The sequence below is a fragment of the Coleofasciculus sp. G2-EDA-02 genome (genome assembly GCF_040226375.1).
In the GTDB taxonomy this organism is placed as follows: Bacteria; Cyanobacteriota; Cyanobacteriia; order Cyanobacteriales; family Coleofasciculaceae; genus Coleofasciculus.
In genome coordinates this window covers 1-14126 of sequence record NZ_JAVKEW010000274.1, presented here as the reverse complement: position 1 = coordinate 14126, position 14126 = coordinate 1, and the positions used below count along the sequence as shown (strand labels likewise).

Sequence of the window (14126 nt, the reverse complement as noted above, 5' to 3'; positions counted from 1 at the left end):
TGCATTCGATTACTCATCCTGCCCAAGTGACATCCTCCTACACCGAATCAGAGATTACGGTTTAGGCTTCCTTTGTCGTAGTCTTGCGGCTACGCTTCCGGCGTTTTATAGTGGGGAACATGCCCAGCCCCACTCTCTTGACGTTAATCGCTGCATTCCAATCCCGGTCTAGGATTAATCCACATAGACACTCATGTATTCGGATTGATAAATCTTTCTCGATTAAACGATTACAACAAGAGCATATCTGGCTTGTATCATGGGGTTTAACCTTCACCACCGACTTACCCGCTTTCGCAGCTTTGTAAGCGAGAATTGACAGGAATTGACTCCAACCAGCATCATTGATTGATTTGTTTAAACCTGATTTGGTACTCTGACCATTGGGTAAATATTTACCATTTTTATCCTGTTTAGGTTTGTTTTTCCGGGACAAGTTCCCCGGCTTGATGTCCTCGACAAAGAACACCTGTTCATCACGACTCACCAGTTTTGTAGCCGACTCATAATGGAACTGTTTCCGCTTTCGCTGTAGCCTCTGGTGATGCTTCGATATCTTTTTTGCCAGCTTCCGCCGCGAAGCTGATCGGTGAGGTTTACTATCTTTGCGGTTAGCAAGCTTTGCCAGCTTTGACTCAGACTTGCGGTAATGTTGCTGAATTGGCTCTACCTCACCATCTGAGGCTGTCCAGAACTTCTCCAACCCCACATCTAACCCAAGGGAATTCTTTTGGGTAGCCTCTATCTCTGGTGATTTCAGACTAGGAACGGATTTATCCTCTAAGGTTAGGGTTATGTACCAACCATCGGCGCGACGTGACACCAGTGCCGCCTTAATCGTAAACCCTTCTGGGAGTGGGCAGTGGTAGATGAGTTTAACCTGACCAATTTTGGGTAGGTTGATATAGGCAATATCACGCCGTGTATCACCGTTTTTACGTCGATGAGGATTAGGAGTAACGGTTAGACAGTCCGGCTTTAACTGCGGAATTGAAAATGTCCGGTATCGCCGCACCGACTTAAACCGAGGCTTTCCGCTTCGCTTCCCATTTGAATCACCTGCAACAAAGCGGTTAAATGTGTCCTCTACCCGTTTAATCGCTTCCTGTATTACCTGCGAATGAACTCCTTCATACAGGTGCTTGCAAGCTTCCCTTGACCAGTGGGTAGCCCGTTTCTGTGAGTAATAAATTGGCTGGTCTTTAAGTTCTGGTAAATGGGTAACAAAAATCATGCACGCATTGACTGGGCAGCGGTTACACTCCCACCAGTTAAACCGTTCCTCTAACATCAGATTGTGTATGCGGCATAGCTTGTACAGCCAATTGCTTAGCTGGTAAACCTGCTGTTTATCTGGCACAATTCGATACTGGTAATTCAGTTTAAATGTGTCTTTACTTCGCTTCAATTCCTATCACCTCCTTTACGGCTTATTATAACACCTACAAATCAAATAACCAGATAGAAATAAATTTTTAATACTGGCGATTCATCCCACGCTCAATCAAAGATTAGAGCGTAGGGCTTCTCGCCGAATTAGCTAAAGTTTAGAGATTAGCTAGGCACAATAAATATATTATCCCCCCTGTCGCCCTATCCCCCTGCAACCTTAGTATCCCAAAGGAGTCTTTGCCAAAGTTTCTGGCTCAGGCTTCTGATTCGGAGATTCCCGGAATTGGCGCTGAGGTGCCGGAGGGAGCAAAATGGTATTGGCGGTAGTGGGTGTCACCAAACCTGTAGCTGGGCGTTCCGCTTGTTGAGCGAGTTGATCTTTGATGATTTCATTCGTCGTTGTCAGGTCACGTTCATTGCGTTGTAGTGTTCCCAATTTCCGGTATTCTTGCGTCCACTGCTGCTGGGTATATACAGTCCAGGAATAAATGGTTAGTGTGGCAATGCCTAGGATCACGGTGATCACATCTGAACCGCGTTGCAGGATCATCAGCGATCGCAGCCAGCCTGGAGTCCGCTCTCGTGAGGTATTAAGCCGTTCTACTTTTTGCTGGCTGGTTCTAGACTTCAGGGGGGACAAGTGGTTTGATCGAGATGAGTGCACCCTCGAGTGAACTGGAACTTGGCGAGAGGAATGACGTTGAATTGGAACAGAGCGAGAGACAGCATTCATGAGCTTATGGCAGATATTTGCATTTTGAGTTTTGTGTAGGAGCAGGCTTTACTATTATCATTTCTTACTTCACAAAGGATGCGACTCGTGAGAGTCCCAACCGAGTTTTGAGTGCAAGAGTCTTGGCTATTGACTGTTGAGTGGGAAATTTCTTTTATGTTTTCCCATCTCCCCCATCTTCCAAATCTCCCCTATCTTTCCTGTAAACTCGCTTGGGCGACTTCCCGTGAAAAATCAGAATCCGGATCGGGGGATTGAGAGGACGAGGGACTCGATTGGATAGCATGAGGATGACGCACTGGGATTTGCAAAATAAACTCAGTCCCTTGACCGGGTTGCGATCGCACGTCTAATTGACCCTGGTGTTGGTTGACAATGGTTTGATAGCTCACGGTTAAACCCAAACCTCGACCTTCTCCAACGGCTTTGGTTGTGAAAAATGGCTCAAAGATACTCGATACAATGTCGGGATTAATCCCTGCACCATTGTCAGCTATACTAATTTCTACCCGATCCTCCTCTGCGGAAGGGATGCTGGGTAGCCATTGCGTTCGCAGGGTAATTATTTTATCAGAATTAGGTGAACGATCGAGCGCTTCAATGGCATTTGTCAGAAGATTAAGAAATACCTGATTGATGGGCTTAGGGTAACATTCAACATGGGGGAGGTTATCGTAATACCGCTCTATCTTGATCCTGTTGACAAATTGGTTGTGCAGGATTAATAATGTGTTTTCCAAAGCGGCGTTGATATCGATCAGTTTCAACGAGGCTTCGTTGTGCCGCGAAAATCTCTGTAATAACTGTACGATTTCCTGGATTCGCTGGGTTCCCGATTCCATGGATTGCAAAATTTTTGGTAAGTCCTTGCTTAAAAAATCAATTTCTACCTCCTCTAAGATGTTTTCGAGCGTCGGTGAGGGATTGGGATATTCAGTTTGGTAGGCTTGCACTAAGCGCAGCAAGTCATTGACATAATTTTCTAGGTAAGGAATATTGCCATAGATGAAACTGATGGGATTATTAATTTCATGAGTCACCCCAGCGACCATTCTGCCTAAACTGGACATTTTTTCACTCTGAATCAGTTGGACTTGGGTCAGTCGCAGTTCTTCAATCATTTCTGCCAGTTTTTGGGCTTGCATGGCATTATGTGCCGCTTGTTGCTGGGTGCGGGTATATAAATATGCCTGTTGTAGAGAAATTGCTAGCTGATCGGCAACAGCTTGTGCTAGTTCTTGATCGTGTTTTGACCAATAGCGAATGTAAGCACATTGATTAAGATACAAAATGGCATAGAGTTTTCCATGGGCTTGCACCGGAACCACTAATGAGGATTTGATTTGGGCATGTTGGTATTCTTCGTTGTTTACATCAATCCGCTCATCTTGGGTTACATCAGGAATCACTACAGCCTGTCGGTGCTGAATAATCCACTGTGTAATCGGGCCATGGGGATTGAATGTATCCTTGCAAGGGGCAAAGGGTTGGCGATACACCTCATAGAGATGGTTCTGGTGTAATGAATCGCTGTTATTCTTGGTGATTGGGGTTTCTAGGTTGACAGATGGTACATCTGAAGTCTGGTAATCCTTTACTAAATGCACCAAGCATCGATCCACTGCCAACGCTGAGCACATCTGGGTAATTGCTTCCGTTAATATGGTCTGGGGGTCAAAACTCTGGCGAGTTTGGCTAGTAATATGATTAACGAGCTGCTCCCGAATGGCTTGGTTCTGGGTTTGTTCATAGAGTTGGGCTTGACGGATTCCAATTTCTAAGGATTCTGCTATCGACTCTAAAAATTGAATTTCTGGAGTTGCCCAAAACCGGGGTTGTTCACAAAGACAAGCAATAAATCCAATTCCGTTTTCTTTACCTGTGACGGGAATCAATAAGTTTGCCTTATATCCCCAGAGGGGGAGATAGGGGACGAGTGATGGGGGATTGGCAGAGGATTTCTGTAAAAGCCGTTGAATTCTCCATCGTAGTCCTATGGGTGTCAAGTGCGCTGTTCCGTGATTAACGATCCGTTTCCCTTGTGCGATCGCCCGTGCTAGAGTGCCAAAATATTCCAATGGATACTCTCCCAAATATGAAGGCTGATACTCATGCTGACGGCGTTCGCAGACAATCTCAACTTGCCCCCGTTCTTCCCAATACCAGAAAAAACTACAACAATCAAGTCGAAGCAACGCCGCAATTTCGTCTACGGCTGTTTGCACAACAACTTGCAATTCCAGGGAATTACGGATACGGTCAACGATTTTTTGGGTTAGTGCTGCTTGCCTTGGGGGATACTTGATCCAAGCTTGGATCGATTGAAAAGCGTGATAAAAATTAGAAAACACAATGTATTCCTTAAACAATCCTCCGCACCCACCTTGACGGCTTGTCCTGATTTTATAGGCTAAACCGCCAAAAAAACCCTATATTAACAATTATGCAGCTAATTTAGTCATACTACGTAATTCTTCAGAATTTATCTGAATCATAAGTAACATTCCGACAACTAGGTCAGGTAAGCGGGTGAATGTCATTCCAGTCTATCTTGGCATCTTCCTTCACTCTCAAGGCAAGCAAAGCGGCGTGTAAGCGCAGTGTAGCGAAGTGCCACCCTTATCGGTTAGAATGGGTTGATTCTAGCTGGATTAAGGAAAAAAACAAGTAGTCGTGTTAAAACTATAAAGTTATAGTAAGCTAACGTAACGTCTAATTTGACGCAGACCTTAACAAAAGGGGGAGTGTATGACTAAAAAATTACTGAGTTTGCTGCTGGTGTTGGCTTTGGGAGCTACTTTGGGCGCTTGCCAAAATGACCCAGGCGTAAACGATACTGAACCAGGCGGTGGAGAAGCCACAGAGTCTCCTACTGAGTCTCCTACTGAGTCCCCTGAGTAGCCTAGCCACAGTAGAAATGCCATAGCCCATAGATCGCCTGATCTTCTTCGCTTGAAATCCTAAGCCAAAGCGCGATATCGAGACATTCTTGTCAGGTATCGCTTTTTGTTTTCCACCTCGGCACTAGCTTCTTTGCCGTGAACCATCAACCATGAACTCTAAACAACAACGTTGGTTGCACTTGGGGCTACTGATGTTATGGATAGCCCTGGGTACAATCCTGCGCTTGAGTCGTCTTTTGTCTTTACCCCCGTGGACAGATGAATGTGCCACGATGGTCTTTAGTTTAGGTAACAGTTTTCAAACCGTGCCACTGAATCAATGGATTGGTGCGGATGTCTTGCTCTCTCCTTTGCACCCTATAGTTGATGCAGATATTAGTTCAGTTGTCAACCATTTAATCCAAGAAAGTACCCATCCACCCATTTATTTTGTCCTAACCCATTGGTGGATAAAGTTCTTTCCCACCGATGACGGATTGGTATCATTATGGGGGGCGCGATCGCTCTCAGCATTGTTGGGAATTGCAGCTATTCCTAGTCTATTCGGTTTGGGGTATCTGGCGTTTGGTTCTCGGTTAGTCGGTCAAATCGCCGCCGCAATGATGGCGGTTTCACCCTATGGGATTTTTCTCGCCCAAGATGCACGTCACTACACCTTGGCGATTTTATGGGTGATTGCCTCTTTATCCTGTTTAGTCATGGCGATTCAAGCCATCCACCATCATCAACCGTTATCTGTTGGCATGGGATTAGTTTGGGTGGGTGTCAATAGTTTGGGAATCGCCACTCATTATTTTTTCAGCTTAACCCTATGCGCTCAAGGCGTTGTGCTGTTGACGCAGGCTTGGCAACAGGGAAGGAAAGATCCTCAGATTTTGGCGCGGAAGCATTGGCGGCGTATCTATGGGGTTTCGGTAGGAACGCTTATCGGCTGTTTAGTCTGGCTACCTGCTTTATACAGTATCTACGGTAGCGAACCCACCGCCTGGATAGCTGACGGGGATCTAACCGGTGAATGGTTAGCACCCATCGGGCGGCTGTTAATATGGGGGCTGAGTATGATCCTGTTGCTTCCTACCGCCACAACTATTTTGCCGATTGTGATTGTTGTCTTGTCTGGTATCGTGACGGTGTTATTTACCGTTAGCCTGATACCGAAACTTAGTAATGGTTGGAAACTTCAACAGCATTTTCCTGATCGCCGTTTAGCCTTGCAGGTTTTCAGGGTATATTTAGTGAGTGCGATTGCCTTAGTCTTTGGCATCACCTACGGTTTAGGTATGGACTTAACCCTAGGGGCAAGGTTTCAGTTTTTTTACTTTCCGGCTGTAATCCTGCTATTGGCGGGGATACTCGCTGGAGTTTGGCAGCAGGAGACGTTCGATCCAGCTTCGGGGATAAAGCATAGTAAAGCAATTGTGGCAATGATTTGGCTGATGGGATTAATCGGAGGATTTACTGCAATTGGGAATTTAGGATACTTACAAAATCACCGTCCCGATTTACTTGCACCCGTAATTCAAGACGCTTCTCAATCTCCCATATTCATTGCCACCACTCACAAGCATCATGGACAAACCGGACGACTGATGGGGTTAGCTTGGGAATTTAAACAGTTATCGGATAGGAATGGTTCGGTTCAATTTTTCCTAGCCGATCGCGATCCCCAAAAGAGAACCTATACAGACGCGATCGCACTCTTGCAAAAAACCTTAACTGAACTGTCACGCCCCTTCGATTTATGGTTAGTGGATTTTCGGACTAAGGTTGATTTAGACGCGCAGCATTGTTTTCGGGATCACTTATCTGGGTCATGGGCTGGTGAATATAAATATAAACTTTATCGTTGTTTGGCAGAAAAATAATGGGGCTTCTTCTAGTATCTCACTAACCCGTTCAGGTGGTAGAGACGTAAGGCGTGGAACGTCTCTACCACAGTTCTATAATTTCCTTAAACCGGAAACGGCAAAAACGGGATAGAACTCACCAAAGTTTGTAAATTGTCAGCTAAAGCTGTCGAGAGTTGCTGGGTGATCGGTAAACTATCAACCACGATGCCAGTACACAAAAGCATCATGTACAGAATAGAGTATTTAAACAGTCCTCGAGCCAGTTGGTTACTGGTTGGGTTTTGTAATAACTGCCACGCTTTTTGCAGAAAAATACTCCCCAACAACAGCGCGATCGCGCCATAAACGACACCCGATACCCCTAACGGATAAATGAATAACAGCGACGCGGGGACAACTAACAACGTGTAAACCCAGATTTGACGGGTTGTAGACTCTTCACCTGCTACTACGGGTAACATGGGAATGCCGACTTTGGCGTAATCCTCGCGAATCATCAAAGCCAGCGCCCAGAAATGGGGAGGAGTCCACAAAAAGACGACAGCAAACAGTAACCAGGCGGGTAAACTCAACTCTCCCGTCACCGCCGCCCAACCCACCAGCGCTGGAATCGCACCCGCAGCACCGCCAATCACGATGTTCTGGGGTGTATGGCGTTTGAGTAAGTGGGTGTAAATCCCCATGTAGAAGACAATGCCCGACATTGCCAATAATGCGGCTAGAAGATTGGCAAATACAGCCAATAGGGTAAACGATGCCGAGGCTAAGGCGATCGCAAATAACAAGGCATCACGAGTCTGTATCCGCCCTGAGGGAATCGGACGGTTACGGGTGCGTAGCATCTCATAATCGATATCACGATCATAAATGCAGTTGAGGGATTGAGCCGAAGCAGCGGCTAAGGTTCCTCCAAGCAGGGTAATGAGTAGCAAAAAGGGATCAACTTGCCCCTCAGATGCCATCCACATCCCGGCGGCTGTCGTAATCAACAGCAGGGGAATGATACGAGGTTTTGTGAGTTGGTAGTAGCTCTGAATCACTTGCCGAACGTTGTCATGTTGACGGGATACAGTTGTCCCAATCATTGAACACCAATTCCTTTTTGTTGAAACACTACGTACACTTTGACACAATCGTCACTTTTATGCTGTAGGGGCATAAGGGAGCGGGGGGCATTGGTGACGGGGAGACGAGATGGGCCAGATGAAGGAGTTAACTCAAAACCTCAAAGCTCAAGACTTCCCCAATGCTATAGGCTGGAGTTTGCCACGGCTAGCCCAGTGGTGCGATCGCGTAATGCCAAAACGGTAAAGACAAGCAAATCTCCTAGTAATGCCGCACCTACGGCTTGATGGGACACGGTTAGGGGTTCAACCTGTAGGTGTAACCAGAAAGTCGCCACTCCCAGAAGAATCTGTAAAATGACTAATCCACCAGCCAGATTGGCTAACTGTCGCAACAGGGGATGGAGGGCAGGTGTGCGCCATGCCACAATGACAAGAGTCAAGGTGGCTAACGTAGCTGGAACTACACCCGCAATGTGACTATTCATCACGGTGCAAAGTTGAGAAGCGCCAAAGCATTGATGTAATGCCCAACGGGAAGCAACCAAACCCCCCAACAAGCTTTGTAAGTAAACCAAAATAGCTGCCGTCAAACCCAGCCAGGGTAAGCGTCCAACCGCTCCTGTACCCTTGTAAGGCATGAGGGCTGTACCAATAATCAGTAAGGTTGAGAAAAACAACAAGGCTGTACCCAAGTGAGCCGTCACAATATCAAACCGTAACAGTTCGGTAACCGTTAAGCCACCCAAGACGCCTTGAAACACAATTAAACCAAAGGCAAACGTTGTTGCCCAAGGCAGCCACTTGGGTAAAAAACGGCGATCCCACCACGACAAACCCATTAGGGCGATCGTACTGACGCCAATTAATGCAGCATCGAGGCGATGGAACCATTCCAAAAAGACTTGAAAATTCATTTGCTGACTTGGCACTAATTGTCCGTAGCACAGGGGCCAATCGGGACAAGCGAGTCCAGCATTCATCACCCGCGTCGCACTTCCTACTGCCATCAACAGCAATGTAGCGATCGCGATTTTCCAAACAAGGCGGCGGTTACGATCCCTGGCTTGGGAGCGATCGGGGGACTTAATCGTATGTTGATGAAGGACGGATTCAGTCATAGCACTCATCATAAACCTCGTGAGACTCCAGGTTCAGCGTTCGCTTGCGTGCGCGTAGCGCGTAAGCAACTTGGAGGGGGATAGAGGTCAAACCGCTCCACTCAACGTGGACAGGTTTGACAATCCAGTTGAAGGCACAACGATTAAACCTGTGCTTCGCTGCAACAACTGGACTTTTTTAGCAGTAAACTGCCCAATTCGTTTCCAATGGCAATTAGAAACAGAAATCTGTGTTTGGGTATCTCCGGAACACCAGCCTGTATAAACTTTTCCAGCTTTTTCCGCAATTACCTTATCACCTTTTCTGATCCCGTGACGAGTGATTGTACCGCCATACTTGCGTCGCTTACCACCCTTTGATGGAACGCACAAGTGTAATTGTCTGCGAACCATAGGTGGTCTACGAATTGTCGCAAACGGCGCGGGTGTGATTCGGACATCACCTTCCCAGTTTCCATGTTTGTTGGAACCGGAATACCACTCTTGCCATTGGAGAAACTCAAACGATGCCAAGCTCACCCCATCAACCGCATGGGTTTCGGGGACTTGGGATGACTTGTTCTTGTCTTTAGACAGCCCTAACCATTTTCTTAATTGGCTAGTTCCATTACCATCGCGCTGCCATCCTTGGTGAGTTTTAACCGGAGCCAACTCGGAGAGCCACTTTAAGACCTTCCCCTGACCTACCATTACCGGAGAAAAACCAACACCAGAACGAGCTGCTCGCCGACCACTGGTTCGATCCACATCAGCCATGACCAACTCGTAATGAATTGAACTGATGGGGAATAGCTTAAACAACTCCTTGATAACTCGAAACTCCAACTGTTTGTTGGCTCGAATTGAAGGAGGCAGTTGAACTACTCACACGATAACGCGCCAGCACCCAATCTGGTTGAGGAGGGGATGGGGGATATTTGACCCAACGCCCTTGCTCAAGGGCATGGTTTTAGTTAACGTTAACGGTTTATATCCCCCTGCTTCCCCTGCTCCCCCTGCTCCCCCTGCTCCCCCTGCTCCCCCTGCTCCCCCTGCTCCCCCTGCTCTGTTGCACCTCTACGAAGTCAATAATGCCGGAATCGTGAAATAAAACGTTGTTCCTACTCCCAGAGATGATTCGACCCAAATTTGCCCGTCGTGATGTTCCACAATTTTCTGACAAATCGATAAACCAATCCCTGTTCCTGGATATTCTTCATTGGTATGTAAACGTTGGAACACCTTAAAAATTCGTTCAAAATATGCCGATTCTATGCCAATACCATTATCCTGAACCCTAAACACCCATTCATTAAACTCAGTGGGTTCTGGCGGAATCGGCGGCACAATAGCGGACTCATAACTTGATGGAGAAATTTTTTGGCGCAATTCTGCCGCAATTTTAATCTCTGGTGCCACCTCAGGGGAGCAAAATTTGAGGGCATTACTGATTAAGTTTTGAAACAGTTGTACCAGTTGGATGCCATCTGCCATGACAATAGGTAAATGTTTGCAGGTAATCACAGCACCCCGTTGTTGAATCACACTGTCTAAATTCGCCAAAACGGACTCGATCACCTGATTGCAGTCCGTTGATTCAAACTCTGCCCCCTGAGTTTCAACTCGTGAATAGTTAAGCAAATCTTGAATCAGCTTTTCCATGCGATCGCCTGCCTCTAAAATCCGATTCATGTAATGATCAGCTTTGTCATCCAACAAACCCTGGTATTTTTGGCAAAAGAGCTGACCAAACGCCTTCATCGTTTGCAGAGGCGATCGCAAATCATGAGAGGCAATGCGGGCAAATTCTTCCAAGTCTTGATTCGAGCGGATTAGATCCCCGTTGAGTTGCTGAAGTTGTTGATTCTGTTGCTGCAATTGCCAATTTTGCTCCACAATTTGCTGTTGCTGGCAGACAATCGTCAGTTGGTTCTTCACCCGCGATAACACTTCTTGCACATGAAAGGGCTTGGTAATATAGTCTGAGCCTCCCACCTCAAAGGCTTTTACCTTATCCCATTCATTATCCAACGCGCTCAAAAAAATAACGGGAATGTGCTGGGTTCGTTCATCTGATTTTAAGTGCTGACATAGTTGATACCCATCCATTTGAGGCATCATAATATCTAGCAAAATTAGCTGTGGCAGAGCCTTCTCGATACCCATTAATGCCATTTTTGCGCTAATAGCATTTCTCACCTTATATCCCGCCTCGCTTAGAGTTGTCGATAACAGACGCAAATTGTTGGGTTGATCATCGACAATCAAGACATAGCCGGGAGTTTTTAGGTTAGTCATGGGCTACTTGTATTTCAAATCCTACATAATACTAAATCCGGGGAACGCTACCGCCGTTATAACCTAGTCCGCGCAGGCGGACGAAAGTCTGTATAGCAGCGATTTCAATCGCCTCCTCTTGCTTTACTGTAGCCGACAGAACTTGCGATCGCGGTCAAATTCTGGCTCTTGCCAGGAAAAGGCAAAATGACTCACGCTACTAATACCAGGAATTCGCTGACGGATTGCTTCCATCTGCTTTTCTAGAGAGGGGCGATTGCTGACAGATTTACCCCAGGTTCCCGCTAGGGCTGGTATTATTTTGGTATTCATCGGCGCCCGATCCACAACTCGTCGGACTAAGTTCTCGATACAACCTGTGTGACCACAAACACCATAAACCATGGGATGCCACTCTAAAGTTGGGGCAAAATGATCCCAAGGCTGCAGTCGGGAATCATACCCTCCTTGACCAACAACTTGATTACCGTCGGGAAAAAATACAGCTCCGGCTTTGATTCCAGCACGCTGAGCGGGTAATGTCGCCATGGACAGAAAATCTAACACCCCTTGAGCTGCATGAGCAACGCTAAGCTGCCACAATTGCCAGTTTAGGGCGGATGTGCTATCTGCCTCGGAGGGCGATCGACCTTGCCACATCGGTGTGGGTTCGTTGGGATAACGTATCTTGACTGATTCTACATCTTTCGTACTAATTGAACCATCTTGCACGTAGCGTTGAATCAGTTCACGTCCTTGATTGTTGAGAGCGCGATTATATAAGGCTTGTTGGGAAGCTTCACTATATATCCATAAGTCTTTAACCTTAGTGGCAACCGAATCTGAGCCGCTACCACGAGGATAACGAATATAGTCAAATAACATACCATCAGGGCGACGTTTCGTCACTGCCTGAACCAGTTGGTAGTAATCCGTTTTAGCTTGATTATTATAGGGATCGATAAAGACTTGGGACTGGTCGTGAACAAAGGATAAGCTGGTTTGACCTCGACCATTGCGAGCTAGGACACCTTGCCTATCCATACGCTGGGCATAAGTGTAACCGAAGTTCATCGAGAACATCCAAGCATCAACCCGCAATCCCCGTTCATGCCCTTTTTGAATAGTCTGGGCTAATAAATCCACACGTTCATATCCTGGTGTTCGCACGACTGGGGGCCAGGGGGTGGGGTTGTCTGAGGCGGGGAGCAAGACTTGACCATCAGAAAAGACTTCCACATAAACCTTGTTGTAGCCTCGATTTACAATACGGTCAAGAATCTCGTCAATCGCACCCGTGCGAACATCACAGGCATATAGGCGTAGCCATATCGCTTGATCTTGGGGGAAGGTGCGAGAGCGACATTGGCGCAAAACATCAGCATGTTGCTTGACGATGGCTTTATAGCGCTTATCAAAATCTGGGTTCCCTTTGATCGCACCCAGGCGAAGGCTTTCTTTTTGCGCGATCGCATCATCCGTAAAGTGGCAATAGCCAGCCGTTTGAGCCTGCGCCGTTTGAGCCGCATAGCCCTGAGTGATTACACTACTTGTCAACAAGGCTGCAACCAGTGAGCGATAATAATATCGCCAATGCCATCCCCTAGGGACAAGACTGTTGGACATTCCTACAAAAAACACAAAAGAACAACATTAATCGCGGGTATCCCCATCTTCTCCGAAGGAAAGGCGGGGTTGATCAAGTGGGTGTCTTTAGTATTAACAGACAATCGAACGAATCGACAAATTATCCCAGACACAGTTAAGAACGTTATTTTGTAGTTCTGAGCATTATGTCCTGTTTCCGGAAATGGCGCTCAGGTTATCTTTATGGATGAGATAGGGGAGGAAATTTTGACCCTTCACGGCGTTTGAGGGCATGGCGCGTGAATGTGTAGGGGTGGGTTTAGGAATTTTCTTATGGCTATTGATGGTAACGTTTCTACAAAACCCGCCCTGACTGTTCCAGACGTAGCATGCTACGTCTGGAACAACTCATCACCCCATCTTCCCATCTCCCCTTAAATCAGGTTAAGCTCCACGTCTTATCGCTCGTTCCACCTGCCGGAATTCTTGCTCTAGACGATCTTTGAGCTTCTGGGGTAAGGGACGATTGGGATAGGAACTATAGTAACCTGCTAGAGAATTGAGGGCTGTTCTCATCGTGGAGAACGAACTTAGGCTAGCGACAGAGCTATCTCGACGATAGCGCGAAATATACTCATTAATGCTTTGACGCGCTTTTGACTGAGCCTCTGACTTATCAGGCGCATCGTCTGGTATTTCAATAGCCGCTCTCAATGAGTCCAAGGCGGTTAGAGTGTCTTGGCTATAATTGCCAACCAAACCAGTACTGCTCGACGAACACCCCGTTAGCGCGATCGCAACCACGAGGACAAGGGCAACAAGACGGGATAAGTAGCGCTTCATAAGCATCATTCACAATAGACAAAATTCAAAGTAAAATTGATCCTAACCCGGATTGGTGTCACATAGTTTTGAGTTTTGACCCTTCACGACCTTCGATGGCATGGCTCGCGAGTTTTCAGTGTAAGGTAGTGAGGACAGCGAAGCATGAGTGAAGCGAAAACATCTGGAAAAGTGTCGTCACTGAGACGCTCACACGTAAATAACCGGAGCTTGGACGCCCCGACTTAAAAGATCGAGGCGTCCAAGCGACAACGCAGCTTTAGCTGCCGTCAAACTGATAGAATAAATTTGTGAGTAAGAATCACCATCTATGCAACGAATCATTCTAGTACGGAGCAATCCCCGCTACGAAGAACCGAACGCAAGCTGCGAAACGA

Annotated in this window: 11 protein-coding genes; 2 read left to right on the top strand and 9 right to left on the bottom strand. The window is 46.8% G+C overall.

The features are described 5' to 3' along the window. Window positions 1-61: 61 nt before the first annotated feature. The 3 genes from RLO19_RS31475 to RLO19_RS31465 all read right to left on the bottom strand — a co-directional run bounded on the left by RLO19_RS31475 (window position 62) and on the right by RLO19_RS31465 (window position 4476). Window positions 62-1408 carry an RNA-guided endonuclease InsQ/TnpB family protein gene (locus RLO19_RS31475; RefSeq protein ID WP_446361780.1) on the bottom strand — a complete coding sequence of 449 codons (1347 nt, stop codon included), beginning with the start codon at window positions 1406-1408 and terminating at the stop codon, window positions 62-64. A 201-nt stretch (window positions 1409-1609) separates the two neighbouring features. Next, window positions 1610-2056, bottom strand: a complete 447-nt coding sequence (locus tag RLO19_RS31470) for a hypothetical protein (protein ID WP_446361778.1) — start codon at window positions 2054-2056, stop codon at window positions 1610-1612. A 260-nt stretch (window positions 2057-2316) separates the two neighbouring features. Next, window positions 2317-4476 (bottom strand): GAF domain-containing sensor histidine kinase, encoded by a 2160-nt coding sequence (locus tag RLO19_RS31465; protein WP_446361776.1) that lies wholly within the window; start codon window positions 4474-4476, stop codon window positions 2317-2319. A gap of 397 nt (window positions 4477-4873) precedes the next feature. Between RLO19_RS31465 and RLO19_RS31460 the strand changes: the two genes are divergently transcribed. Further along, window positions 4874-5026 carry a hypothetical protein gene (locus RLO19_RS31460; protein WP_446361774.1) on the top strand — a complete coding sequence of 51 codons (153 nt, stop codon included), beginning with the start codon at window positions 4874-4876 and terminating at the stop codon, window positions 5024-5026. A 151-nt stretch (window positions 5027-5177) separates the two neighbouring features. Next, window positions 5178-6893: a glycosyltransferase family 39 protein gene (locus tag RLO19_RS31455; RefSeq protein ID WP_446361772.1), complete on the top strand. Its 1716-nt coding sequence runs from the start codon at window positions 5178-5180 to the stop codon at window positions 6891-6893. An 86-nt stretch (window positions 6894-6979) separates the two neighbouring features. On the opposite strand, the gene RLO19_RS31450 is transcribed toward RLO19_RS31455, so the two are convergent. The 6 genes from RLO19_RS31450 to psb27 form a co-directional block, all read right to left on the bottom strand. Further along, the gene (locus tag RLO19_RS31450) at window positions 6980-7963 is read right to left on the bottom strand and encodes a heme o synthase (RefSeq protein WP_446361770.1); all 984 of its coding nucleotides are present in this window, start codon (window positions 7961-7963) and stop codon (window positions 6980-6982) included. A gap of 164 nt (window positions 7964-8127) precedes the next feature. Next, the gene (locus RLO19_RS31445) at window positions 8128-9063 is read right to left on the bottom strand and encodes a COX15/CtaA family protein (protein ID WP_446361768.1); all 936 of its coding nucleotides are present in this window, start codon (window positions 9061-9063) and stop codon (window positions 8128-8130) included. Window positions 9064-9150: 87 nt separating this feature from the next. Continuing rightward, window positions 9151-9918, bottom strand: a complete 768-nt coding sequence (locus RLO19_RS31440) for an RRXRR domain-containing protein (RefSeq protein ID WP_446361806.1) — start codon at window positions 9916-9918, stop codon at window positions 9151-9153. A 201-nt stretch (window positions 9919-10119) separates the two neighbouring features. Then, complete coding sequence (locus RLO19_RS31435; protein WP_446361766.1) at window positions 10120-11340, bottom strand: response regulator; 1221 nt, start codon at window positions 11338-11340, stop codon at window positions 10120-10122. A gap of 123 nt (window positions 11341-11463) precedes the next feature. Then, window positions 11464-12945, bottom strand: coding sequence for a family 10 glycosylhydrolase (locus RLO19_RS31430; protein ID WP_446361764.1), 1482 nt, complete (start codon window positions 12943-12945; stop codon window positions 11464-11466). 405 nt (window positions 12946-13350) lie between these two features. Beyond that, window positions 13351-13749 carry a photosystem II protein Psb27 gene (gene psb27, locus RLO19_RS31425; RefSeq protein ID WP_446361762.1) on the bottom strand — a complete coding sequence of 133 codons (399 nt, stop codon included), beginning with the start codon at window positions 13747-13749 and terminating at the stop codon, window positions 13351-13353. Window positions 13750-14126 lie beyond the last annotated feature (377 nt).